The sequence below is a fragment of the Burkholderia sp. Nafp2/4-1b genome, from assembly GCF_003635165.1.
Lineage (GTDB): Bacteria > Pseudomonadota > Gammaproteobacteria > Burkholderiales > Burkholderiaceae > Burkholderia.
This window is the reverse complement of record NZ_ML058608.1, coordinates 169,608-193,959: the sequence shown is the minus strand read 5'-3', so window position 1 is coordinate 193,959 and position 24,352 is coordinate 169,608. Positions and strand designations below refer to the sequence as shown.

General features: G+C 65.6%; 30 protein-coding genes. 26 read left to right on the top strand and 4 right to left on the bottom strand.

Annotated features, from left to right (window positions below):
• Positions 1 to 24 precede the first annotated feature (24 nt).
• The 3 genes from C7H84_RS19190 to C7H84_RS19180 form a co-directional block, all read right to left on the bottom strand.
• Positions 25 to 1,578, bottom strand: coding sequence for a hypothetical protein (locus C7H84_RS19190; protein ID WP_162999318.1), 1,554 nt, complete (start codon positions 1,576 to 1,578; stop codon positions 25 to 27).
• A gap of 387 nt (positions 1,579 to 1,965) precedes the next feature.
• Positions 1,966 to 3,033 carry a phage portal protein gene (locus C7H84_RS19185; RefSeq protein WP_121860259.1) on the bottom strand — a complete coding sequence of 356 codons (1,068 nt, stop codon included), beginning with the start codon at positions 3,031 to 3,033 and terminating at the stop codon, positions 1,966 to 1,968.
• Complete coding sequence (locus C7H84_RS19180) at positions 3,030 to 4,811, bottom strand: terminase ATPase subunit family protein (protein WP_121860258.1); 1,782 nt, start codon at positions 4,809 to 4,811, stop codon at positions 3,030 to 3,032. The genes C7H84_RS19185 and C7H84_RS19180 overlap by 4 nt, the downstream gene beginning before the upstream one ends.
• Before the next feature lie 142 nt (positions 4,812 to 4,953).
• Here C7H84_RS19180 and C7H84_RS19175 point away from each other — a divergent pair, with 142 nt between their 5' ends.
• The 25 genes from C7H84_RS19175 (at position 4,954) to C7H84_RS19060 (ending at position 23,229) form a co-directional block, all read left to right on the top strand.
• Positions 4,954 to 5,766 (top strand): GPO family capsid scaffolding protein, encoded by an 813-nt coding sequence (locus tag C7H84_RS19175; RefSeq protein WP_121860257.1) that lies wholly within the window; start codon positions 4,954 to 4,956, stop codon positions 5,764 to 5,766.
• A gap of 44 nt (positions 5,767 to 5,810) precedes the next feature.
• Entirely contained in the window at positions 5,811 to 6,845 is a 1,035-nt protein-coding gene (locus C7H84_RS19170; RefSeq protein WP_121860256.1) for a phage major capsid protein, P2 family, read from the top strand.
• Positions 6,842 to 7,537 (top strand): terminase endonuclease subunit, encoded by a 696-nt coding sequence (locus C7H84_RS19165; protein ID WP_121860255.1) that lies wholly within the window; start codon positions 6,842 to 6,844, stop codon positions 7,535 to 7,537. The genes C7H84_RS19170 and C7H84_RS19165 overlap by 4 nt, the downstream gene beginning before the upstream one ends.
• A 106-nt stretch (positions 7,538 to 7,643) precedes the next feature.
• Positions 7,644 to 8,099: a head completion/stabilization protein gene (locus C7H84_RS19160; protein WP_121860254.1), complete on the top strand. Its 456-nt coding sequence runs from the start codon at positions 7,644 to 7,646 to the stop codon at positions 8,097 to 8,099.
• Complete coding sequence (locus tag C7H84_RS19155; protein WP_121860253.1) at positions 8,096 to 8,317, top strand: tail protein X; 222 nt, start codon at positions 8,096 to 8,098, stop codon at positions 8,315 to 8,317. The genes C7H84_RS19160 and C7H84_RS19155 overlap by 4 nt, the downstream gene beginning before the upstream one ends.
• Before the next feature lie 12 nt (positions 8,318 to 8,329).
• Positions 8,330 to 8,674 (top strand): putative holin, encoded by a 345-nt coding sequence (locus tag C7H84_RS19150; protein ID WP_121860252.1) that lies wholly within the window; start codon positions 8,330 to 8,332, stop codon positions 8,672 to 8,674.
• Positions 8,675 to 8,684: 10 nt separating this feature from the next.
• Positions 8,685 to 8,948 (top strand): phage holin family protein, encoded by a 264-nt coding sequence (locus tag C7H84_RS19145; protein ID WP_121860372.1) that lies wholly within the window; start codon positions 8,685 to 8,687, stop codon positions 8,946 to 8,948.
• The gene (locus C7H84_RS19140; RefSeq protein ID WP_121860251.1) at positions 8,945 to 9,745 is read left to right on the top strand and encodes an N-acetylmuramidase family protein; all 801 of its coding nucleotides are present in this window, start codon (positions 8,945 to 8,947) and stop codon (positions 9,743 to 9,745) included. Before C7H84_RS19145 ends, C7H84_RS19140 begins: the two co-directional genes overlap by 4 nt.
• On the top strand, positions 9,742 to 10,182 hold the full coding sequence (locus C7H84_RS36460) for a LysB family phage lysis regulatory protein (protein WP_162999317.1): 441 nt from the start codon (positions 9,742 to 9,744) through the stop codon (positions 10,180 to 10,182). Before C7H84_RS19140 ends, C7H84_RS36460 begins: the two co-directional genes overlap by 4 nt.
• The gene (gene lysC / locus C7H84_RS37190) at positions 10,064 to 10,327 is read left to right on the top strand and encodes an Rz1-like lysis system protein LysC (RefSeq protein WP_240462054.1); all 264 of its coding nucleotides are present in this window, start codon (positions 10,064 to 10,066) and stop codon (positions 10,325 to 10,327) included. The genes C7H84_RS36460 and lysC overlap by 119 nt, the downstream gene beginning before the upstream one ends.
• Positions 10,320 to 10,739, top strand: coding sequence for a phage tail protein (locus tag C7H84_RS19130; protein ID WP_121860249.1), 420 nt, complete (start codon positions 10,320 to 10,322; stop codon positions 10,737 to 10,739). The genes lysC and C7H84_RS19130 overlap by 8 nt, the downstream gene beginning before the upstream one ends.
• Positions 10,736 to 11,215: a phage virion morphogenesis protein gene (locus tag C7H84_RS19125; protein ID WP_121860248.1), complete on the top strand. Its 480-nt coding sequence runs from the start codon at positions 10,736 to 10,738 to the stop codon at positions 11,213 to 11,215. Before C7H84_RS19130 ends, C7H84_RS19125 begins: the two co-directional genes overlap by 4 nt.
• A 74-nt stretch (positions 11,216 to 11,289) precedes the next feature.
• Entirely contained in the window at positions 11,290 to 11,985 is a 696-nt protein-coding gene (locus C7H84_RS19120) for a phage baseplate assembly protein V (protein ID WP_121860371.1), read from the top strand.
• 5 nt (positions 11,986 to 11,990) lie between these two features.
• Positions 11,991 to 12,377, top strand: a complete 387-nt coding sequence (locus C7H84_RS19115; protein ID WP_121860370.1) for a GPW/gp25 family protein — start codon at positions 11,991 to 11,993, stop codon at positions 12,375 to 12,377.
• The gene (locus C7H84_RS19110; protein ID WP_121860247.1) at positions 12,374 to 13,279 is read left to right on the top strand and encodes a baseplate J/gp47 family protein; all 906 of its coding nucleotides are present in this window, start codon (positions 12,374 to 12,376) and stop codon (positions 13,277 to 13,279) included. The genes C7H84_RS19115 and C7H84_RS19110 overlap by 4 nt, the downstream gene beginning before the upstream one ends.
• On the top strand, positions 13,272 to 13,826 hold the full coding sequence (locus C7H84_RS19105) for a phage tail protein I (RefSeq protein WP_121860246.1): 555 nt from the start codon (positions 13,272 to 13,274) through the stop codon (positions 13,824 to 13,826). The genes C7H84_RS19110 and C7H84_RS19105 overlap by 8 nt, the downstream gene beginning before the upstream one ends.
• A gap of 12 nt (positions 13,827 to 13,838) precedes the next feature.
• Positions 13,839 to 15,974 (top strand): phage tail protein, encoded by a 2,136-nt coding sequence (locus C7H84_RS19100; protein WP_240462053.1) that lies wholly within the window; start codon positions 13,839 to 13,841, stop codon positions 15,972 to 15,974.
• Positions 15,975 to 16,001: 27 nt separating this feature from the next.
• A complete protein-coding gene (locus tag C7H84_RS19095) occupies positions 16,002 to 16,631 on the top strand; it encodes a tail fiber assembly protein (protein ID WP_121860244.1) in 630 nt (209 codons plus the stop codon).
• A 54-nt stretch (positions 16,632 to 16,685) separates the two neighbouring features.
• On the top strand, positions 16,686 to 17,858 hold the full coding sequence (locus tag C7H84_RS19090) for a phage tail sheath protein (protein ID WP_121860243.1): 1,173 nt from the start codon (positions 16,686 to 16,688) through the stop codon (positions 17,856 to 17,858).
• A gap of 33 nt (positions 17,859 to 17,891) precedes the next feature.
• Positions 17,892 to 18,401, top strand: coding sequence for a phage major tail tube protein (locus C7H84_RS19085; RefSeq protein WP_121860242.1), 510 nt, complete (start codon positions 17,892 to 17,894; stop codon positions 18,399 to 18,401).
• A 52-nt stretch (positions 18,402 to 18,453) separates the two neighbouring features.
• A complete protein-coding gene (locus C7H84_RS19080) occupies positions 18,454 to 18,828 on the top strand; it encodes a phage tail assembly protein (protein WP_121860241.1) in 375 nt (124 codons plus the stop codon).
• 8 nt (positions 18,829 to 18,836) lie between these two features.
• Positions 18,837 to 18,950, top strand: coding sequence for a GpE family phage tail protein (locus C7H84_RS19075; protein ID WP_121860240.1), 114 nt, complete (start codon positions 18,837 to 18,839; stop codon positions 18,948 to 18,950).
• A gap of 2 nt (positions 18,951 to 18,952) precedes the next feature.
• Positions 18,953 to 21,724, top strand: a complete 2,772-nt coding sequence (locus C7H84_RS19070; RefSeq protein ID WP_121860239.1) for a hypothetical protein — start codon at positions 18,953 to 18,955, stop codon at positions 21,722 to 21,724.
• A gap of 15 nt (positions 21,725 to 21,739) precedes the next feature.
• Complete coding sequence (locus C7H84_RS19065) at positions 21,740 to 22,150, top strand: phage tail protein (RefSeq protein ID WP_121860238.1); 411 nt, start codon at positions 21,740 to 21,742, stop codon at positions 22,148 to 22,150.
• Complete coding sequence (locus tag C7H84_RS19060; RefSeq protein WP_121860237.1) at positions 22,147 to 23,229, top strand: phage late control D family protein; 1,083 nt, start codon at positions 22,147 to 22,149, stop codon at positions 23,227 to 23,229. The genes C7H84_RS19065 and C7H84_RS19060 overlap by 4 nt, the downstream gene beginning before the upstream one ends.
• Before the next feature lie 160 nt (positions 23,230 to 23,389).
• On the opposite strand, the gene C7H84_RS19055 is transcribed toward C7H84_RS19060, so the two are convergent.
• Positions 23,390 to 23,719: a hypothetical protein gene (locus C7H84_RS19055; RefSeq protein ID WP_121860236.1), complete on the bottom strand. Its 330-nt coding sequence runs from the start codon at positions 23,717 to 23,719 to the stop codon at positions 23,390 to 23,392.
• 226 nt (positions 23,720 to 23,945) lie between these two features.
• Between C7H84_RS19055 and C7H84_RS19050 the strand changes: the two genes are divergently transcribed.
• Positions 23,946 to 24,344: a LysR family transcriptional regulator gene (locus tag C7H84_RS19050; protein WP_121860235.1), complete on the top strand. Its 399-nt coding sequence runs from the start codon at positions 23,946 to 23,948 to the stop codon at positions 24,342 to 24,344.
• The last annotated feature ends 8 nt before the right edge of the window (positions 24,345 to 24,352 follow it).

Below are 24,352 nucleotides of genomic sequence, written 5' to 3'. Positions count from 1 at the left end.
AAGATTCGCCTCGAATCGATCTAGTCACTGCGCGTATAGCGTAATTGCGACGCCGGGTGCGATATCGAGCTCGCGCCGGTAGTCGCCGGAGTGCTGGCCATCCATGATTGGCAAGTGGCTGTACGGCCCAATTGCGTCAGGTATTGGCGCCGGCAGCTTCCGAAACGGTGCAAACTTCGTGGCATCGAATGCGGGCACAACATGGCTACCGACCCGTACCGCGGGTATGGCGTAACCCGCCGGCATCGGACCATGTAGTATCGCCAGTAGACTGCCCCAGCGCCTAAATGCATCGGCAAAGCCTGCGCCGCCACACGCGCGGATCGCCTCGTCGAGCGCATCCGCTCCTCGACCGTGAGCGTTAAGCAAGGCCCGGAAGATCCGCGTGCCGTATTCGTGCGCCAGAAACACGATAAACGCCTGTCCACCGTGGTAATAGTTCTGCACGCATGGACCGGTAAGTGACGTCCCCGGAGAACCATCGATCGACGTCAGGGAGCACACATATTTGCCGCCAAACCACGGCAGAAACTCCGTCATCTGAACCGGCGTGTGAGGAAAGCGCGACATCGCAACGATATATCCATGCGCCGACGAAACACTCTCTTCCAGCCAGGTCTCGTAGCGCCGTGCTTCCCCCGGCCGAACCGCGCGATAGTAGTAGTGCACGAGATGCGTGAGTTCGTGCAGCAAGTTGTTCGCGAGTGCGAACACAATCTCACGCGACGCAAGATTCACGCACAACGCCTCGTTACCCTGGGTACATGCGAGACCATCGCTGCCTATAAAAAGCGCCAGTGCCTCGTTGCTGGTCGGCTTGCGTCGCAGTTGCGCGTTGTCGAAAAACTGGATATTTCCGGCCCCGTTGGGTGCGATCACGATGTCAATATCGCGGATTTCGGCAGGGATGAGCCCGTCGTTGTCGGCGCTTGCTGGCCGTGGTCCCCACGGCTGTATCCCGAAATCCGTGATGTACTGGTCGATAATGCCGTCGTAGCCAGGCGTGCCGAACAGTAGACCGGCCAGCAGCGGCAATTGGCGTTGCATGTGCGGCGTCCACGCTTCATCGGCCACCCATATCCGGTAGCGAAACCCGTCGATGCGGGCCTGGGCACGCACGGAAGCCCGCGTCGGACGGGGTACGGCCGTCACATTGGACCGCCCTACCTGAGGGACCTGCCAGATGCGCGACTGCCCGGTTATCAGCGTCGTGGCTGCTGGTCCCGGGAGCGGGTCGACCAGATTAGGGATAAATGGTGCATCCGGCAGCGTGCCGGGGGCGTGGTCACGCAGGCCTTTTGGCATCGCTTGCGGTTGCGTGCCGGCATTCGTGAGTACTAGCGTTACAGTGTTTCGATGCAGACCTGACAGAGAGATTTTCAGATGCTCTGCTTGCGCGCCATCGTTGCGGTACGTCCAGATACCGGGACCACGTCCCGTGAAGCCGAGCTCATGTGCGCCGCAATGCACGCCTCGGCAGTCAGGTCGCAGTTCAGTGGCGGCATTTCCTGTCAAACTCACGGACAGAACCCACGCCACGAACACATTGGCACCACACCGTAATAGCAGAGAACTCATCGGTACACCTCGAGAACCAACAAGGTTGTACGAAGATCGCCAGATGTCTCGGGCGAAAGTGGTAGCGACAATATGTGTCGTCACGACCATATGCAGAAAAAAGCCCGCCCGAAGGCGGACCCAAAGGCCCCTCGCAGGGAGGTTTGTTGGAGGGGCCTGGAGGACGATCAAGCTGGCCACTTAGCGCGCAAAAGAATGCCCGCGCCAAGCGAGCAAAATACTACTGTGCGAGGAATCACACTTGCGCGATCGAGCATAGTACGTTTTCAAATTTGCGACCTCGATCTTTTAGAATCTTCGAGATTCGACAAATTGCTTTCTTTTCACGAGACAGAATCGCCCAAGTGCGAAAGCCGACGATCTTCGGCGCGGGTCACCATGACCCGCTCACGTGGCTACCGGCGCCGGCGGAATCTCGTAGTCGTCGAACTGCACGACCGCCTCGCCCAGCCACTCGTTCAGCTCGGCAAAGCGCGCCTGCAGCGGCTTGATCTCATTGCGCCCGAACACGCGTGCAGCCGTATCGGGCGTACCGAACCCGCCCGTGTTGCCCGGCACAATGCCGAGCAGTTGGGGCGGCACCCGATGCGCAGCAAGCAGGTCGTCACGCGTCACGTTCTTGATGTTAAAGAACTCGTCCTTCGCCGCCACCTCCGACACCGGAATGAGTTGGATGCCGTCCTTCTTGCCGTTCGGCGCGTACATGAACACGTTGCGGAAGTTGCCCGGGCCCTTCGCCTGCTTCAGCGCGTCGCGCATGTTGTCCACGTCCTCCTGCTTTTGCGCCGCGTCCGTCATGTACAGAATAAAACCCGCATGGCTGCCGTTCTCGTAGTACTTGCGCCGAAACAGCGTCGACGATTCGTTCAGCCACGCCGAGTGCAACGAGCTCAGGTATTCCGGCAATCCATACACCTCCTGGTTGATGTCCGCGCGCATCAGCTGGAACACGCTGTCCGGCTCGAACGCGTGTACGCCGTGACCACTGCGCTGCCAGCCGTTCACGTAGACGAAGCCGCTCAGGTCCGCCTTGCGCCGGGTGTACTTCGCCAGGGCCGGCTCGAGGCGCAGCGTGTCGCCGAGCCGGTTTCGCCGGCGCTCCAGATAGCCGTTCCCAAATATCAAAAAATCCAGTGCCCAGCGCTCGAACGCCTGGCGCGACAGCCACCGGTGCGGCCGGAAGGTCGAGGCCAGCACATTGGCCTTGAAGTACAGCGCCGAGCTGTGGTGCGTGCTCGCACGAAACGATTTCGCCAAGCCCGCGAAGCTTACCGGCGGCTCGAACCACTCGCCATTGGACCAGCATTCGATGTAGTCGAGGATTTCGGCGCGGTCCATGACCGGCGTCGGATCGTCGAAGGTAAATACTTCGGCGCGCGCCGGCGCCGCACAGGTGGTGCTCGAACTCGACGCGGCCGAGAACGTGCGGGGCGCTCGTGATCGGCGCTTGCTCATGAATAGAACTCCGTAAAAGAGGATGCGTGGATGTCGCCGCCGGCGAGCGGCTCGCGATCGATCGCATGCAGGCACGCCCACGCGAGATCCGCATGCCCCGTCTCGTCGTTGCGATCGGCCGTGTAGGTCGCCTGCCGGCCGCTTGCCGTCATCGTCTGTTTGATCGCCATGAAGGACGCCGCCAGGTCCGTGCAGCCCGCGTCGAACTGCAGCCGGGCATTGCGGATCACTGATTGCCCCTTGAGCACCAGACGCGTCTTGACCTCGGGCGAGTAGTTCAGGGCGACCGCGCCGGGGTAGAACTTGCGCACCAGCTGATACACGCCCTGCCCCATGCCGGTCGTATCGATCGCGATATAGCCGACTGTATAGCGCTGCGTGATCTGCTCGATCGCGGCGGCCTGCGCCTCGAAATCGTTGCCGCGAAACTGCTGGCGCTCGAGCACCCGAAACGGCCCGCCCTCGACACGCGGTGGCGCCACCACGACCAGGCCCGCGGAGTCGCCGGTGAGCGCCGGATCGTAGCCGACCCACACCTCGCGGTAGCCGAACGGACGCAGCAGCAACGGCGAGTAGTCGTCGGCCCATTCGTCCCACGAGTCGACCATGCAGCGCTGCAGCTCGACCAGCTTGAACACCGACACCGAATCGTCGATGAACTGGCACATCAGCAGGTTCGCAAAGTCTGCCGCGCTATAGCGGCGACGCAAGCGCTCCAGGTCGAACAAATTGCAGCCGCCCGCGACCGCATCGAGCACCGTCACGATCTGGCGCCATTGCTCGTCCGCGCACACGCGGCCGCCCTTCAACGCGTCGTGACTCGTGTCGATCTGCAGTCGCTCGCCGGGCGCGCGCCCTTTGTTCGCCTGCGCACCGCTCCAGAACGCATAGGCCTCGTGCGTCATGCTCGACGGCGTACTGAAGTAGGTCAGCCGCCAGCGCTTGTGCATCGCCATGCCCGAGGCCACGGTATTGAGCTCGTGGAATCTCGGCACCCAAAAATATTCGTCGAAGTACAGGTTGCCGTGATACGACTGCGCGGTGCGCGAGTTCGTCCCGAGGAAATACAGCATCGCGCCGTTGGGCAGCACGATCGGGTCGCCGGTGAGCTCGACGTCGGCCGCCTCGCGCGCGAACTGCACGATGTACTGCTTGAAGACGTGCGCCTGCGCGCGACTGGCCGACAGGAAGATCTGGTTGCGCCCGGTGTCGAGCGCGTCGACGAACGCCTCACGGGCGAAGTACCACGTCGCGCCAATCTGGCGCGATTTGAGGATATTGCGCGTGGCCTGATCGCCGTTGCGGTACCAGACCTTCTGGTAGTCGAACAGCGAGTCACGAAACGCCGTCGCAATCTGTGCTTGCTGCTCGTCGCTGATGTCGTTGCGCGGGGGCTTGCGCTTGGGTCGGACATTGCGCGCGGCGATGTTCGGGTTCAGGTCGCTTTCCTTACCCGTTTCCCCATATTTCTGCACGCGCGCGAACCGCTCGAGCTGGCGACCGAGCAGGTCGATTTCCTTGTAATCGGCGCCGTCCTTCCTGTCTTTTGCGATCAGCACCATCAGCCGCGTCTCGGCCGCCGCTTCAATGCGCTCGAGCGGCGTCGCGTCTTTCCATTTGTCCCGGCGGCACCAGGACGCCACGGTCGCTGCCTTCAGCTCGAGATGCCGCGCGATCGATGCGACGCGCCAGCCCTGCCAGTAGAGTGCGCGTGCAAGCGTACGGACCTGGGTGTCCGGGTGATCGGTCGCGTGAGTCGGGTCGGCAGTCTCGAGCATGCGGCAAGCGTAGGGCGCCGCGCACGCGCGAGCACGCGGCACACTGCGTGCCGGGCTCGGGCACGTTCGCCGTGCGTTGAAGCGCGGCGCGCGAAGGCCGACCATGGGCAGCATTGTCACTGACCCACGGTTCGAGCGCCTTATGGCAAGCAACAAAACCAAATTCTTTCGCGTCGCGGTCGAAGGCGCGACCGTCGACGGTCGCGAGATCAAGCGCGAATGGCTCACGCAGATGGCGCGACACTACGACCCGACGCTCTACAACGCGCGCCTGAACGTCGAGCACATCAAGGGAGTCGCGCCGATGTCTTCACACGCCCCGTTCGGCGCGTATGGCGACGTGATCGCGCTGAAGGCGGCCGAGATCGAAGACGGGCCGCTCAAGGGCAAGCTCGCGCTGTATGCGCAGATCGATCCGACCGATGAGCTCGTCACGCTATCGCGCAAGCGCCAGAAGCTCTATACCTCAATCGAGGTCAATCCCGATTTCGCGGACCTGGGCGAAGCATATCTGGTGGGGCTGGCTGCGACTGACGACCCGGCCAGCCTCGGCACCGAAGCGCTGCAATTTGCGGCACGCCGTTCGAACAACCTCTTTTCGGCCGCGTGCGAAACGTCGATCGAGTTCGAGGGCGAGCCCGAATCGACGAGCCTGCTGTCGATCGTCAAGGCCATGTTCGCGCGCAATCGCTCGTCTGACGATCAACGTGACACCGACGTGCGGCGCGCGGTTGAGGAAATTGCCGGCTTCGCCAGCCAGCAGGGCCGCGAAGTGACGGCGCTGCGCTCCGAGCTCAGCGCTGCGCAGCAAACCGCTGCCGACGCGAAGCAGCGCGCCGACGAAGCGTTCGCAGCCATCGACGCGCTTACCGCGAAACTCTCAGCCGCCGAGAACGGCGCACCGCACCGCCCGCCCTCGACCGGCTCGAGCGGCGAGCTCGTCACCGATTGTTGATCGCTGCTGATCCCTTCCCCGCTCATCCCCGGAGAATCTCCCTCATGAAGAAGCAAACGCGCCACGCGTACCGCAAGTACGTCGCGCAAATCGCCCGGCTGAACGACACCGACGACGTGTCGCACAAGTTCGCGGTCGAGCCGTCGGTGCAGCAGACGCTCGAAACCAAGATCCAGGAATCGAGCGCGTTCCTGAACCGCATCAATATCCTGCCGGTGACCGAGCTCGAAGGCGAAAAACTCGGCCTCACGATCGCCGGCCCCATCGCCAGCCGCACCGACACCACCAAGGCCGCGCGCCAGCCGGTGGATCCGAGTGCGATGGACAGCCAGCGCTACCGCTGCGAGAAGACTGATTACGACACGGCGATCCCGTACCGTAAGCTCGACGCGTGGGCCAAGTTCCCCGACTTCCAGCAGCGCATACGCGACGTGATCGTGCAGCAAGCGGCGCTGGACCGGATCATGATCGGCTGGAACGGTGAGCGGGCCGCACCGACGACCGACCGTAGCGCACATCCGCTGCTGCAGGACGTCAATATCGGCTGGCTGCAGCAGTACCGCGCGCGCGCGACGCAGCGCGTGCTGCATGAAGGTGGCAAAGAGACGGGCAAGGTGCTAATCGGCCAGGGCGGTGACTACGCGAACCTTGACGCGCTCGTGATGGATCTCGTGTCCTCGATGCTCGACCCGTGGTTCCAGGAAGACACGGGGCTCGTCGTGATCTGCGGGCGCGAGCTGCTGCACGACAAGTATTTCCCGATCGTGAACGCCACGCAGGCGCCCACCGAGCGGCTCGCGGCCGACCTGATCGTCAGCCAAAAGCGCATCGGCAACCTGCCGGCCGTGCGCGTGCCGTTCTTCCCGCGCCACGCGCTGATGGTCACCAAGCTCGCGAACCTGTCGATTTATTACCAGGAAGGTGCACGCCGGCGCACGCTCAAGGAAGTGCCCGAGCGCGACCGCATCGAGAACTACGAATCGTCCAACGACGCATACGTGGTCGAGGATTTTGGGTGCGGGTGCGTGGCGGAGAACATCAGCCTGATTGAACCCGCTGACACGAAGGACGACCGATGATCCGCACCCCGGCACGCGCCCATTTTGCGCGTATTGCCGCTGCCCAGGCGGCAGCGGCTGCAGACCCGGGCCAGACGATGGCCGGGGCCACGCCCTACGAGCTGATGCTCGCCAAGCTGGCCACCGATCGTCGTGCGCTCAAGGGCGTGCAGTCGGTCATACGGAAGGCTGCGCTCAAGCGCACGCTGCTGCCTGAGTATGCGGACTATGTGGCAGGTGTACTCGAGCGCGGGCGTGGCGCGCAGGACGATGTGCTCGTCACCGTGATGGTGTGGCGCATCGACACGGGCGACTACGACGGGGCGCTGGCGATCGCCACCTACGCGCTCACGCACGGGCTGACGCTGCCGGACGTGTTTGAGCGCACGCTCGCCACGCTCGTGGCCGAGCTGTTCGCGGAAGCGGCGCTCTGCGCGTTCCTGGACGGTGGCACGTTCGATGCCGCGTGCCTGGAGCAGGTCGATGCGCTCACCGGTGAGGCCGACATGCCCGACCCGGTGCGCGCCAAACTGCTCAAGGCGCTCGGATACGCACTGCAGGCACACGACGTGCCACGCGCGCTCGCCTGTTTGCGCCGTGCAGTGGTACTCAACGACCGGGTTGGCGTCAAGAAAGACATCGAGCGGCTCACCAAGCAGCTCGAGGCGTCGGGCCCGCCTGAAGATCGCCCGGACGAGACCCCACACACCTAGCTTGCCCCCGGCAGGGCGGCACCGCAGGCACGGTCGTACGCCTCGTGCTCAACGGCCGTGGCCTGCGGTCCACCGCCCTTTTACTGTGCTTTTCCCTGGATCGACGATGAACAGTTTCGTGGCCACCGCGGCGCCGGCCGTTTCGGCGTTGCCCATCGATGGCACGCTCGAGAACGATGGATTCTTCCCGGACATCGAGCTTGCCGCGCTGCGTGATGCGATGCGCCTGGACGGTACCGTCACGCGTGAGCGACTCATGCACGCAGCCCGTGCGGCAATGCTCAGCGTGAACGCCGAACTGGCCGCCTGGCGCGCGCAGCAGCGGGCAAACGGTTGCGCGGCGCTCGCCGACGTGTCGCCCGCGCACGTGGCGCACTACCGGCGCGCCGTGTATTGCCTCACGCACGCGGACGTGACCGAGCAATACCGCGGCTTCGATGTCACACAGCGCGGCGAGGCGGCCGAGCACCTCGCCGACACGATCGACACGTCGCGCCGCAATGCGCGCTGGGCCATCAGCGATTTGCTGGGTATTGGTCGCTCGACGGTGGCGTTGATATGAAGCCTGCCGTGGAATACGTGAGGGTCCACCAAGGGGACACGCTCGACGCGCTGTGCTGGCGTCACTACGGCAGCACGGCCGGCACTGTCGAAGCCGTGCTCGAGGCGAATCCCGGCCTGGCCGAACTCGGGCCCGTGCTGCCGATGGGAACCGTGGTGGCGCTGCCCTCGCGGGAAACGATTGCGCCAACCCGGGCGTTGTTGCAACTGTTCGACTGAGCGGAGCTCGACATGGCTGAACCGAACACCTCCTCTGCTGCCGCGATTGCCGCGGCGGTGGGCTTGGCCGGCATCGCGCCCGGCATCGACGGCGATGCACTGATCGGCGCGTTCGCGGGCGCTGCGCTCGTGGTCGTCACCTCTCGCGAGCTGGGCCTCGTTAAACGCGCCGCGTACCTCGTCATCTCGCTCGTGATGGGTTATCTTGCCGCCCCCGAAATCGTGATCCTCGTGCCGATCCACTCGAGCGGCGTCGCGGCGTTCTTTGCAGCGGCGCTCGTGATCACCGTGACGCTCACGCTGATCGAGCGCGTCAAGGGGATCGAACTCGGCGCGTTCTTCCGGAAGCGAGGCTGAGATGGCTGGCATGACGCAAATCGCGGTTCTGATTGCGCTGGCCGCGCACGGTGTGCTGATTGTGCGCGTGCTGACCTATCGCCGTCGCGGCGCGCGGCACCGCGCAGGTGTGGCGTGGAGCGCGTGGCTGCTTATTGCGCTCACGTGCGGCGGGGCCATCGAGCTGCTCGGCGGCAAGCTCGGCATCTTCCAGGCGATGCAGTCCGTCATGCTTGCCGTCATGGTGATCACGGCGCGCGGCAATATCGCGCGCCTGTTGGGAGGTTCTCGGTGAATCTGTTACGTTTTAGCGATCGCGGCGCCGAGGTCGGCCTGCTGCAGCGACGACTCGCGCGCGCCGGTTATCCGCTCGCGCCCACGCACCTCTACGACGAGACGACCGAGCAAGCGGTCAAGGCGCTGCAGGCGGCCATGGGCCTTGCCATCGACGGCGTCGCAGGCCCCAATACGCTCGCGGCACTCGCAGCAGGTCAGCGCGATCGCCGGCATCTGACCGAAGCGGACCTGCAGCGGGCCGCCGATACGCTGGGCGTGTCGATCGCGTGTGTGCGGGCGGTGGCCGAGGTCGAGTCGCGGGGCGCGGGCTTTCTGGAGAACGGCCGGCCCGTGATCCTCTTCGAGCGGCACGTGATGTACCGGCAGCTCGTGGATGTCCTCGGTGTGCAGGATGCCGATCGCCACGCGCAGCAGTTTCCGAACGTCGTTCATCCGAGCCCGGGCGGCTACCAGGGCGGTGCGGCCGAATACGTGCGGCTCGACACCGCGGCGCGCATCGACGCGGCCGCGGCCTATGCGTCGGCCAGCTGGGGCGCGTTCCAGGTGATGGGCCTGCACTGGGCGCGTCTGGGCTACGAAAGCGTGGACGCGTTCGTCGCGTGCATGGAGCTCAGCGAAGGCGAGCAGCTCGACGCGTTCGTGCGTTTCGTTGCGGCCGACACGGGGCTACTCGCCGCACTCAGGGGCCGCAAGTGGGCAGTGTTCGCGAAGGGCTATAACGGTCCGGACTATGCCCGCAATCTGTATGACGCCCGGCTTGCGCAAGCTTACGCGCGTTATGCGAAGACGCCATGATGCTGGCCGGCTTCCGGGCGGGCATGGCGCTCGCTGCATTGATCGCCGTCGCAGCCGGCCTGCAGCATGGCCGCTCGCTGCAGGTGCGGCTAAATGTGGCCGAAGCTACGGCCCGCGATGCCCGGCTGGCGCTCGACACCCGTGATGCGATCATCGCGCGGCTGCTCACTGACGCGCGTGAACGCGACGCCCAGCGTGCGCAGCTCGAGCGCACGCGCGCGCGTATCGACGCGACGCTCGCGGCCGATCAAACACAATTGCATACCCTGATCAATGAGAACGATACCGTTCGCGCGTGGGCGCTTACTCGCCTGCCTGATGCCCTTGTGCGCCTGCACGACAGCGCCGAGCTCACCGGCGCCGGTGCTGCTACCGACGCTTTGCCCGAGCGTGACGCGCTGCACGCTGCCGGCAATGGCACCCAGGACCAACGGTGAGTTAAGCGAGGCACTGATCGCCACGCGCGCGGCTTGGGCGCGGTGCGCCGCGCAAGTCGACATGATTGCGGCATGTCAGGCTCGACTGCGGGCTGAACAGCACACGCAACCCGAGGCCGAACCCTTGCGCTCTACGCATGAATAAACCGAACCACCTGCGCGCGGCGCTCGTCGCAGCCCTCCCGGCGCTGGCCGCCGCGCCCGACCAGCTCGCGGTCTTTATCAACGACGGCGAAATCGTCGCGACCGGTACATGCACGCCCTCCTTCGAGTATCGCTACGAGTGCGAGCTGCTGATTCGCGACTTCATCGGTAGCGCCGACGACGTCATGATCGCCGTGATCGAATGGGCGCGCGCACACCAGCCCGATCTCGTCACCAACGCCAATGCGCGCCGCGATGGCATGACCTTCGTCGCCGACATCCTGTCGAACCAGGCGGTCGATCTCGCGATCAAGCTCAGGCTCACCGAGAGCGTAGTGGTCGGCGCCGATGAGCAGGGGCGGCGCACCGTCACGCACGTGGACGACGCAGCCGAGCGGTGGATCGCGCCATGAACGAGCTCGAGGCAATCGAGCGCTGGGCCGCTGGTTTGCTCGCCAAGCTGTCGCCGCCCGCGCGCCGGCAATTGTTGCGCGAGCTCGCGCGCGAGTTGCGCCGTGCGCAGCAGGCCCGCATTGCCGCACAGCAAAACCCGGATGGTCATGCGTATGTGCCGCGCAAGGCCCGCCCGGCCCGCGAGCGCTCATTGAACCCTCACCTACGAGACAAAGCCGGGCGGATCAAACGCGCCACGATGTTCCGCAAACTGCGCACCGCGCGTCATCTGAGAATCGAGGTCGACGACACGGGCCTCGCCATCGGGTTCGATGCACGCGTCTCGCGCATCGCCCGCGTGCACCAGGAGGGGCAGCTCGCGCCGGTCGCGCCTGGCGGCCCGCTCGTACAGTATCCGGCGCGGGTCGTGCTGGGTCTCGCGCCCGCCGATCGTGAGCGGGTACGCGAGCGCTTGCTGCATTATCTGTCTCGCTGATCGGTAAGCGTACCCGCAGGCGCCACATATGCGCGCGCTCGCCTCGCGCGCGGGCCGTGGGCACCATGGGCGGCATGGATACGAACGACATGCAACGGCAGGCGCGCAACGTGGTGCGCAAAGGCGCGATTCTCGCGGTCGACCATGCGGCAAGTCGCTGCCGCGTGACGGTGGGCGCCACCGACGACGATGGCCTGCAAACGGACTGGATTCCATGGCTTGTGCCCGCAGCCGGCACCACACGCGAGTGGCTGCCTCCTACCGAAGGTGAGCAGGTCGTGCTGCTCGCGCCGATGGGCGATCTCGCGCAAGCGGTGGTGCTGCGTGGACTCTACTCGGATGCAGCCCCCGCGCCCGATCGGGCGGCCACCACGCACACTCGCGTCTACGCAGACGGCGCCCGGCTTCGCTACGATCACGACGCGCACGCCCTCACGGCCGAGTTGCCCGCGGGCGGAACCGTGCGGATCGTCTCGCCGGGGTCCATCACGATCGACACGCAGCACGCGACGATCCAGGCACAGATGGTGACGCTCGACGCTGACGAGACAATCTGCACCGGCGCACTGCAGGTGAAGGGCGCCCTCACCTTCGAGTCCGGCATGACCGGCAAGCACGCCGAGGGCGGTTCCCATGCAGTGCTGATGATCCACGGTAGTGCGGCATTGACGGGCGACGTGGTCGCCGACGGCGTTAGCCTGATCGAGCACGCGCACGAGGCGCACGGCGAGTTCGCGCGTACCTCCGCGCCGATTGGGGGAAATGTATGACCGGCATGATCGGCATGAACGCCACCACCGGCCGGGCGCTTTCCGGCGTCGATCACCTGGCGCAATCGGTCGGCAAGATCCTCACCACGCCGCTCGCCTCCTGTCTGCAACGCCGCGCATTCGGTTCCGAGTTGCCGGAGCTGATCGATGCGCCCGCACATGGCGCAACGCGCGTTCGTCTGTATGCGGCAGTGGCCACTGCCCTGATGCGCTGGGAACCGCGTCTGACCGTCACGCGCGTGCAGCTCGTCGTGCCTGACGCCGCGCAGCCGGGCGCGCAGTGCGTCGACGTCGACGGCTGGACCGATGCGCGACTGAATTCCGGTCAGGAGCCGGTGTCGCTGCTTGTGCCGGTCTCGCAGGCAACGTCCTCGCACGGAGGCGCCGCATGAGAACCACACCGATCGACCTGTCGCGTCTGCCCGCCCCCGACATCGTCGAGCCGCTCGACTTCGAAACACTGCTGGCCGAGCGCAAGGCGCGCCTCGTGTCGCTCTATCCGCTCGCGCAGCAGGCGCAGATCGCCGCCACCCTCGCGCTCGAATCCGAACCGATGGTGCGACTGCTGCAGGAGAACGCCTATCGCGAGGTCCTGCTGCGCCAGCTGATCAACGATCGCGCCCGCGGCCTGCTGCTCGCCTATGCGCGCGGCACCACGCTCGATCATCTGGCCGCGCTCTTCGATGTCGAGCGCCTGGTGATCGCCGCGGGAGACCCCGAACACGGGCTCGAACCCGTCGTCGAGGATAACGACAGCCTGCGCGAGCGCGTGCAGCTCGCCCCGCGCGGCTTCTCGGTCGCCGGCCCCAACGAAGCCTATGTGTTCCATGCGCGCGCAGCCGACGGGCGCGTACGCTCGGCCACCGCTTACTCGCCCGAGCCATGCGTAATGGTTGTCACGATCCTCTCACGCGAGGGGGACGGAACCGCACCCGACGATTTGATCGCGATCGTGCGCAATGCGCTGCAGAAGGTGCGCCCGCAGACCGACGAAGTGATCGTGCAAAGCGCCACGATCGTGCCGTATGCGATCCGCGCGACGCTGCGCTTCTTCTCGGGACCGGACCGCGCGGTGGCGCTTACCGAAGCACGGCGCCGCACCGCAGCCTTCACGATCGAGATGCACCGCATCGGCCGCGAAGTCACGCTCGACGGGCTGCACGCAGCCATGCGGGTGGCCGGCGTACAGAAGGTGCTGATCGAGTCGCTCCCGAACGGTGTGCCCGTCACCGCGGACCAGGCGCCGTACTGCACAGGCATCGAGCTGATCGACGGCGGGGTGGCCGATGAATAAGGCGCCCGAGACGCTCCTTCCGCCCAACGCCAGCGTGCTCGAGCGACGCCTCGCGCAGGTCAATTCGGCCATCAGCGCGCTGCCCGTCGCACTCGGCACGCTGATGGACCCCGATGCGATTCCGCTCGCGTTCCTGCCGTGGCTCGCCTGGCACGTCGGCGTCGACACCTGGCACGCCGACTGGCCCGAACACGTGCAGCGCGCACGTGTGAAGGCGGCGATTCGCATCGCGCGCCTGAAAGGCACGGCCGAGGCTGTGCGCCAGGTGTGCGCGTCGTTCGGTGCACACGTCGTGATGCGCGAGTGGTTCGAGATGTGCCCGCGCGGCAAGCCGGGCACCTTCGAGATTGTGCTGAGCGCTGGATCCCACGAAGGCGTGCCGGCCACGGCCGCATTGGTGGCCGAGATCATGGCCGAGGTCGATCGTGCCAAGCGCGGCACCGCGCACTACACCTTCACGCAGGGCGCGAGCGCCGCCGGCACGCAACGCGTTGGGGCAGTCGCGCGTGTGGCGGTTTATGGTCGTCTGGCTCTTTCTGATCGGTAGCGGTTTATGGGAATGCTCATCACGATCACCGACGCGGGACGTGCCGCGCTGGTCACACCCGGCCACGACGGCACGAACGCGCACCGGGTCACGGCCATCGGGCTCGCGACCGCGCCGTTCGCGCCTGCCAAGGATCTCAAGGAGCTACCGCACGAGCACAAGCGCATCACGACCTTCGGCGGGGTGAACGTCGCACCCGACACGATCCACGTGACGCTGCAGGACGACAGCGCCGAGCAGTACCCACTGTACGGCTTAGGTTTATACCTGGAGAACGGTGTGCTGGCCGCTGTCTATGGGCAGGCCACCCCGATCTTGGAGAAGTCGCCCGCGGCCATCCTGCTGCTGTCGGTCGACATCCAGTTCGCGACGATTGATGCGGCCCAGCTCGTGTTCGGCGACACCACGTTCGTGAACCCGCCGGCGACCACCGAGCGCGCCGGCGTGGTCAAGCTCGCCACGCAAGCCGAGGTCGATGCGGGCGAGGACGACACGCGGGCCGTAACGCCCAGAACGGCCGCGCAACGCTATGCGGCGCTCACCGGCGCGCGCTTTACCGGCGACGTGCATCTCGATGGCGCGGACGTGGTCCTGGACGGGCCCGCTGAGCGCTTTCGGGGTGTCGCCTGCAAGACCGCCGGTCGCATGCGCTGGTTCTTCGGTATCGATAACGCACCCGAACGCGGCGGCGGCCGCGGCTCGGACTTGAAGCTGATCAGCTTCACCGACGACGGCGAGTGGGCAGGCGGGGTGATGGCGATCTCCCGCGAACACGGTACGGTCCACTTGGTCAAGCGCCCGAGTTTTGACGGTCACCTCGCGTGGGATGCGGGCAACTTCGATCCTGCCGAGTACCTGCCGCTGGCCGGTGGCGTACTGCGGGGCGATGTGCGTTTTGAGCCGGGCAAGCGCCTGGCGATTGGCGCACCGCTACTCGGCGCGCTCAAGGCCGCGCTTCAGGTGAATGGCGGCATTGCGATCGATCGCTACTCGGACGAACGGTCTGGGCGTCTGCTGCTCGGGCCCAACGATGGCTATCTGTTTGGGGACGATAAAAGCGTCGGGTTCTACTCGCCCTCGTATGGTTCGTTCCAGTACCTGTTTGCGGACCGCACGTTCCGGATCGACGGCAAGATTGCCTGGCATGCGGGCAACGTCACGCCGCTGGACCAAAAGAAGGGCGGCACGCTCGCGGGCGACCTCGCGTTCGCGCCGGGCAAACGCCTCAAACTCGCGCCCGGCTCGGCCAGTGCGCCGTCGCTGACGTTCGAGCGTGACGGGGCATTGGACACGGGCTTGTATCACACCGCTGACGGCCAGTTCGGCGTGTCGTGCAACGGCGCTGCGGTGGTGCGGTTTGCGCCCACGCAGACGACGTTCGAGCGGCCGGTCACCGCACCGACACCGGCCGCGGGCGACCGCTCCACGCGCGTGGCGACCACCGAATGGGTGCTGGCCGCGCTGGGCACGACCGCGATCGGCCAGATCGTATTCGAGCCGCGCACGACCGTGCGGGCCGGCTTTCTGAAAGCCAACGGCGCGGTGCTCAAGCGCGCCGACTACCCCGCCTTGTGGGCGTACGCGCAGGCAAGCGGTGCGCTGGTGGCCGACGACGTGTGGCACGACGGGCGTTGGGGCTGTTTCTCGAGCGGCGATGGCGCGACCACCTTCAGGCTGCCCGAGCTGCGCGGCGAGTTTATCCGGTGCTGGAGCGACGACCGATCGGACACCGACCCGCAGCGCATGATCGGCTCGTTCCAGCGCGATCAGAACCGACATCACAAGCATGACGCGTACTCGAGCGAATCCGGCGAGCACGTGCACCCGGCCTGGACCGATGCGCAGGGGCAGCACGGGCACGTGGTGCATGACCCGGGTCATGGCCACGGCGTTCGAATGGGGCGCGTTGGCGTGGTCGCGACGTCTTACGGCCAAGGTTGGGGGCCGTACAACTGGGACAGGCAGGACGTCCATGGCACCGAGGCTGCGGCTACCAACATCGGTATCGGGGACGCCGGCAACCACGGCCACAACGTCGGCATCGGCGGGGCTGGCCGTCACGTGCACACGATCACGGTCAATGGCGACGGCGGCAACGAAGCGCGTCCGCGCAACGTCGCGCTGCTCGCGATGATCCGCGCGTATTGAACCAGCGTATCGAATCAAGGAATTTCCATGCTGATCCACCACTACGACCGCACCACCGGCGCTTACCTGAGCAGCAGTCAGCCCGACGTTGATCCACGCAACGCCGAGCGCTGGCTGATTCCGGCGGGCGCGACACTCGATGCGCCGCCGGCGCGCACGCCGACCACCTGGCCGTTCTATCGGGACGGTGTGTGGTGCCTGCTGCCGGATTACCGCGGACTGCTGTGCTACCGCACCGATACCGGCGAGGCGGTCGAGATCGCCACCGCCGGCCTCACGCCTGAAGAACTGGGGCTCACCGTCGAAGCTCCGCCGTCACCGCGTCACGCGTGGCTCGACGGTGCCTGGCGCATCCCGCCTGCCGTCCTCGCGCGCGAGCGGCGGGACGCGGCGATGGTCGAGTTCGAACAGCGGATGGCGCGTGCGCGTCGGGCCAACGCCGGCAAGGCCGATGCGTATGCGGCGGGCCTGCTCGATGACGAAGGGACGTACTTGTTTAAAGCCTGGTCCGCGTACCAGATGGCGCTCGTCGCCGCGATCGAGGCCGATACGTTTCCGGATGCGGTGGTATGGCCCGACGAACCCGGGCCGTATGTACCGCCGGATGTGCCGGCGGAAAGTCCGCCCGCAGACCCAGCCCCCGACGCGCATCCCTGATTGGCGCGCGCCCGCGCTCCCGTTTTTCCTCACCTTCACAAGGACTGGTACCCCATGCCGCAGGATTACCATCATGGCGTTCGCGTCATCGAACTGAACAACGGCGGTCGACCGATTCGCACCGTCTCCACCGCTGTGCTCGGCATCGTATGCACCGCGGCCGACGCCGATGCGGCCGCGTTTCCGCTCGACACGCCCGTACTGCTCACCAATGTGATCGCCGCACGGGCCCGCGCCGGCACACAGGGCACGCTCTCGCGCACGCTCGAGGCAATCGGCAAGCAGACGAAGCCGCTTACCGTCGTCGTACGCGTGGCCGACGGCAAGGATGCCGAGGCGACGACCACCAACGTCATCGGCACCGTCACCCCCGAGGGCCGCTACACCGGCATGAAGGCGCTGTTGGCTGCGCAGGCCAAGCTGGGCGTCAAACCGCGCATCCTGGCCGCGCCCGGGCTCGATACGGTGGCCGTTGCCAGCGCCCTGGTGCCCATTGCGCAGGCGCTGCGCGGGTTTGCGTACGTCGCCGCGCACGGCTGCAAGACCAAGGAGGAAGCCCTCGCCTACCGCAAGCAGTTCGGCCAGCGCGAGATCATGGTGATCTGGCCGGACTGGCTCGGGTGGGATGACGTGACCAACAGCACCGTCACGATTCCGGCGCCCGCGATCGCCGTGGGCCTGCGCGCCAGGATCGACAACCTCGTCGGCTGGCACAAGACCCTCTCGAACGTGGTGGTCAACGGCGTGACCGGCATCAGTGCGGACGTGTCGTGGGATCTGCAGGATCCGGCCACCGACGCGGGTTATCTGAACGAGCATGAGGTCACGACGCTCGTGAACCGCAACGGCTTCCGTTTCTGGGGCTCGCGCACCGCTGATGCCGACTCCAGATTCGTGTTCGAGAGCAGCACGCGCACCGCGCAGGTGATCGCCGACACGATCGCCGAAGCGCAGATGGGCGTCGTTGATGGGCCGCTGAATCCCTCCCTCGCGCGCGACATCATCGAGACGATCAATGCTTGGTTTCGGCGCCAGGTGGCCAACGGCTATCTGATCGGCGGCAGCGCCTGGTACGACCCGGAGCCGAACACGACCGACGCGCTGGCCGCGGGCACCCTCGCGATCGACTACGACTACACGCCGGTGCCGCCGCTGGAAAATCTTCAGTTGCGCCAGCGCATCACCGAGCGCTATCTCGCCGACTTTGCGGCGCGCGTGTCGGCCTAACGCAACCTGCGCCATTCAACCAGGAGAACACGCATGGGCATGCCCCGCAAACTGAAGGGCTACAACCTGTTCCACAACGGCACCCACTTCCTCGGCCAGACCAAGGAAATCCAGCTCCCCAAGCTCTCGCGCAAGATGGAAGAGTGGCAAGGCGGCGGCATGAGCGGGCCGATCTCGATCGACTACGGCCAGGAAGCGATTCAGCTCGAATGGACCTGTGGCGGCTTAATGGAAGAAGTGCTACGGGTGTACGGCATCACGACCCACGACGGCGTCCAGCTGCGTTTTGCAGGCGGCTATCAGCGCGAGGACTCACCCGCCTACGACAGCCTCGAGATCGTCGTGCGCGGCCGCCACAAGGAGATCGACCTGGGCACGGCCAAGCCGCGCGAGGACACCGACTTCAAGGTCACCACCGTCGCCAGCTACTACAAGCTCTCGATCAACGGCGAGGACATCATCGAGATGGACTTCATCAACATGGTCGAGCGCATCAACGGTCATGATCTACTCGCCGGCCTGCGCAAGGCGATCGGACTGTAAGTTCCAGCGTCCCATCGCGGCATTGCCGTAACCCCCATATCAGGAATTCACTATGAATCAACACGCCCCAGCATCCACCGCTCAACACGCTCACACGGACATCGATATCGCCGCGCAGCAGCTCGAAACGCCAGATCCGAACACGCACACGCTCGACACGCCGCTCGTGCGCGGTACGCAAACCATCACGCAAGTGACGCTGTCCAAGCCGTCGGCGGGCGCTCTGCGCGGCACGTCACTCGCGGCGCTGGTGAACCTCGAGGTCGATGCGCTGCGCCGCGTGCTGCCGCGCATCAGCACCCCCACCCTCACCGAGGCCGATGTCACGCTGATGGATCCGGCCGACCTTGTCGCACTCGGAGGCATCTTTGCGGGTTTTTTGATGCCGAAGGCGCTCAAGGCGAGCATGGACTGCCCGAGCGCGTAGAGGACGCGATGGCCGATATCGCAACCGTGTTTGGCTGGACGCCGCGTGACATGGACGGCTTTACGCTTGCCGAGCTGATGGACTGGCGCGAGCGCGCGCGCCTGCGTGGCGGGGCCGCATGAGCATGGACCACACCCTCAAACTGCGCGTCATGTTCGACATGATCGATCGCTGGACGCGGCCCCTCAAACAGGTGCTCCATGGCAACCGGGGTCTTGCGCAGTCGCTCAAGCACACCCGCGGCGAGCTGGCTGCACTGTCCCGGCAACAGAAGGCCGTCGCGTCGTTTCGCGACATGCGCTCAAACCTCGCCTCGACCACCACGAAGCTCGCAGCGGCCCAGGAAAAAGTCAAGGCGCTGGCGGGTTCACTGCGCACATTCGGTCCGCCCTCGCAGCAGATGGTCTCCGAGCTCGCCCGGGCCCGCGCGGCCGCCTCGCGCCTGCGTGCCGAGCACAAGCGCCAGACGAGCGCGGTCGACGGTTTGCGCGGCACGCTCGCGCAAGCCGGCATCGATACGCAGCAGCTCGCCACGCACGAGCGTACGCTGCGCACGAACCTGGCGGCGACCACCGCCACGATGCACGCGCAGATGCAGCAGCTCGAGGCGCTGTCCGCCCGGGAAAAGCGGCTCGCGGCCGCCCGCAGCAAGATGCATGCGGTGCAGGGCGTGGCGGGCGGCATGGCGCTGGGCGGTTATGCGGCGCGCGCAAGCGGCTCGCACCTGTTGGGCAATCTCGGCCAGACGCTGGGCGAAGCCAAGCACCTGGCGAACGAGCGCGCGCGCATCACGGCGCTCGGGCTCGGCGACACTGTGTCGACCACCGCCGAGCGCTACGTGCGCGCGATGAAGACGATGGGCGTGAGCACGACCGATAATCTGACGCTGATGCGCGATGCGCTATCGATCTTTGCGGACGAGCATCATGCGCAGATGGTGATGCCCACGCTCGCGAAAATGAAATTTGCGAATGAGGCGCTCTTTGGGGCAGAAGACGCGCACGCTGCCGAAGAAAAGTTCATGAACATGCTCAAGGTCATCGAACTGCGCGGCGGCACGAAAGATGAGGCGACCTTCCGCGCCGAGGCTAACCGGGTCCAGCAGGTGCTCTCAGCCACGGGCGGGCGCGTAGGCGGTGACGAGTGGCGCAACTTCATTCAGACAGGAGGTGTGGCCGCCAAGCAGATGCGGCCCGACGCGTTCTACTACCAGATGGAGCCGCTCATCCAGGAGATGGGCGGACACGCGGTCGGCACGGGGCTGATGTCCGCGTACAACAACGTCTATCAGGGCAAGACCACCGTCAAAGCCGCGCGCGAGCTCGTGAAGCTCGGGCTCATCAACGCCGACGGGATCGAGTACAACAAAATGGGGCTCGTAAACCACTTCAAGACCGGCGCGCTCAAGGGCAGCGCGCTGCTCAAAGCCTCGCCTCTCGAATGGCTGGAACAGGTATTCCTGCCGCAGTTGGCCAAGCGCGGCATCACCGACGAGGACCGGATCAAGGACACCATCGCTACTGTCTTTACCAATCGCACCGCGGCGAACCTGATGACGACGATGGTGATGCAGCGCGAGCAGATCCACAAGAATGCGCGCCTGAACGCCGGCGCGTACGGCATCGACGACGCCGCGCAGCTCGCCAGTACCCAGACCCAGGGCAAGGAGGCCGATGCGCTCGCGAAGGTGCGGGACCTCAAGCGCGAGATCGGCGAGCGGGTCGCGCCTCTGTACAACGCTGCGCTTGATCAGACGCGCGCGCTGACCGAGCGCCTGATCGGCGCGATCCAGGCGCACCCGCGCGCCGCGCGCGCGATCGTGACGGTGCTGGCCGTGCTCGCGGCGCTGCTCGTCGTGCTGGGCAGCGTCGCGATTGCGCTGGCCGGCCTCTTGGGGCCGCTGGCGATCGTGCGCTTCAGTCTCACAGTGCTCGGCGTTAAGGGCGGTATCGTGCGCGGCGTGTTCGGCGCGCTGGCGTCGCTGTTGCGCGGGAGCCTGGGTCGGGCGCTGGCGCGATCGGCTCAGGGCATCGCGTGGCTCGCGCGCGGGTTCGGGATGCTGGCCGCGTGGCTTGGGCGCAATCTGCTGCGCGGGCTCGCGATGGTGGGGCGCGCGTTGCTGGTGCTGGGGCGGCTCGCCCTTGCGCATCCGTTGCTGGCGCTCGTGACGCTGCTCGCGATGGCGGCCGTCTATGTATGGCAGCACTGGGATACGCTCGGGCCGAAGTTCGCCGCGCTGTGGCAAACGATTGGCGCGGCCTGCGAGGCGGCACTCGATGCGGTTCGCGCCAGGTGGAACGCCCTGCTTGCCAGGTTGCTCGGTAGATTGCGGTCCGTGCTCGATAGTTTCGGCAGTCTCGGCGCGCAGTTCGCTCAGATGGGCGTGCGCCTCGTTGACGGCTTCGTTGACGGGATCCGCAGCCGTCTGTCGGCCGTGAAGGAGGCGATTCGCACTGTCGCCGACTCGGCCGTGGGCTGGTTTCGCGACAAGCTCCAGATCCGCAGTCCAAGCCGCGTGTTTGTGGCGCTCGGCCAGTATGTCGGGCAAGGCGCGGCGCTCGGCATGGCCGGCCAGGTGCGCCCGATCCGGCGTGCCGCGCTCGGATTGGCCACGGCCGCGGTGGCCGGTTTTGGGCTGCCGTCGTTCGCGAAGCCCGCGCCGATCGTACAGGCCACCGTGCCGATTGATCAGCGCCCGCCGATCATGGCGCCGTCGGCTGCTTCGGCCGCGTCGGGGGCAGGAGTCGTTTCCTCCACCGCGCCCACGACGATCACTGTTCACATCCACCCGCGGCCGGGCGACGATCCGCAGGCGATCGCGCGCGCGGTCACCGCCGAGCTCGATCGCCGCGAGCGTGCGCAGCGCGCCCGAGCCAGCGCTCGGCTTTCTGACTGACTACGGGGCCGACTGATGCTGATGTCGCTCGATCAATTTGTGTTTAGCCTCACCACCGCGCCGTTCAGCGAGCTGCAGCGGCGGCGCAACTGGAAGCATGCCCGGCATGCGCGCGTGGGCGTGCGCGATGCGCGCCAGTACACGGGTCAGGGGGACGACACGATTACGCTGAACGGGCTGGTCGCGCCCGAGTCGATCGGCTCGATCGCGTCGATCGCGCGGCTCGCCGAAATGGCCGACACAGGCGACGCATATGTGCTCGTCGACGGCCTGGGCAACGTGTACGGCGCGTATCTGATCACTGGTCTGGACGAGACGCAGACCCATCACACCGCCGACGGCATCCCGCGCAAGATCGCCTTCACGCTCACGCTCGAGCGGGTCGACGACGACGTGCTACGTGCGGCTCAGGGCACCAAGGCATGACGACTCGGGCAATGGATCGTGCGGAGCAGGTGCGAGGAGTACCGCGGGTGGTGCCGATGGCCGACTATCGGATCACGCTCGGTGATCGGGACCTCTCGCCACGACTGCGCCCTCGACTCGTGTCGCTGACGCTGACCGAGTCGCGCACCGACGAGGCCGATACCGTCGACCTGGTGCTCGACGATACGCGCGGCGAGCTGGCGCTACCGAAGCGTGGCGACGCGATCCGTGTGGCGATCGGCTGGGTAGGCAGCGCACTCGTCGACAAGGGCCGCTTTATCGTGACCGAGTTCGAGCATCACGGCACGCCCGATACGCTCGTCGTGCGTGCCCGGTCGGCATCGATGACCCGCGGCATGCAGGCGCGTCGCGAGTGCAGCTGGCATGGCCAGACGCTCGGCACGATCGTGCGTACGATCGCCACGCGTTACGCACTCACGCCCGCCGTGGGCAATACGCTCGCCGACGTGCTAATCGCGCATATCGACCAGACCCACGAGAGCGATTTGTCGTTCCTCACGCGGCTCGCCCGCCGCTACGACGCCGTCATGAACGTGAAGGACCTGCGCCTGCTCTTTATGCCGATCGGCACCGGCCGCACCGCTAGCGGCCAGCCCTTGGAGGTCTTGAATCTGACGCGCGCCGATGGCGACCAGCACCGCTATCACGTGTCCGAGCGCGAGCACTACGCGGCCGTGCGCGCGCACTACCACGCGCACGGCAAGGCGCGGCGCCAATCAGTGATCGTAGGCGGCGAGAACAACCACAACGTGAAGGTGCTGCCCGAGGACTACGCGTCGCAGGCCGATGCGCAAGCTGCAGCCCAGGCCGAGTTCCAGCGCATTCAGCGCAGTCAGGCCACGCTCGCCTATACGCTCGCGCGCGGGCGCGCGGAGCTTTTTCCCGAAATGCCCGTGACCGTGTCCGGTTTCAAGCCCGAGATCGATGCAACCGCCTGGCTCGTGAAGCAGGCCACGCATACCATCGACGGCGAGGGCGGTTTCACTACCGCGCTCGAGCTGGAAATGCGGGACGATCCGACGACCGCCCGGCATCGGAGCCATTTCCGCCGGTCTTGAGGGCGTTTGTAGGAGTTAGATGCGAGGCCTGCGTGCCGGTCGCGGCGTGAAGGGACGGGACGGGAAAAATCCGAGGCGCTGGGGTAAGCGTTTTTTATATGATTTTTTTGCCTGACCGGCGAATTACCTGGGATTTCTCTCCGTCAATTGCTATTTCAAATTAATCACTCGCCGCTACTGAATGTGCGTCTGGACGTTCGTTTTCTGCTTTCTCCATCGCGGCGTCATCAATTGAAATGGGCCGTTTAATCGCGTTTTGCGACCTCCCGTTCAGTAACGCCTGAGCCGCATCAATCTTGAGAATCATCTGCATTGTGACATCCATCCACGCCAGCGCTGAGGCACGGACGTCATGCAATATAGAACTCGCCGCATCCACATGCTCGCGAGAATTGTCGGCCGCTGACTGCGCAGCCTGCTTTTCGATGACATGGGCTTGTTCGAATGAAATGGTCTTGCCATTCCCGACATGCTCGCGCTGTTCCTTCATTCAATGTCTCCTACCAACCTTGTCTTGCCTGACAAAAACACCTGGAAACCACTCGCCGTGAAACACCGGTCTCACGGAAAACGGTTACCCGCCATTAAGACAGAATTCTTAACAGTTGAAAACGGATCGTAAAAGTCAACATAACGTGACTGTAAAGTCACCTTTCTATGCTCAATGGGTCGAAACCAACACGCCCAAACGCCCGCCGCGTAAGGGTTCTCGCGACATGGCGATCCAAAAACGTCGTGAAAAATTTAACTGGAATTTGCTGCGGGATTTCCGCGAAATCGTCAGCCACGAAACCTTTGCGGCCGCCGCAAACGCAACGGGCATCGGACGGGCAGCCATCAGTCGCAAGATCGCTCAGCTAGAGCGATTACTCGGTTTCCGGCTCGTGCAACGCTCGCCGGGGCGCAACGGCCTGCGACTCACCCGCCGCGGCATCGCGTTGCGACATGTCATTTGGGAGTTCGACCGCAGTCTCGCGGTCATTCGGACACTGCCCCAGTCCGCGGCAGACGACGGCGCAACAGCGCTCGAACTGGCCGAAGCCGCATTGAAGGACCTCGGCGACGCACTGCGGGAATTGCGCCGCCAGCAAGATGCTGGCGGCTCGTCAACGTAACGGAGAGG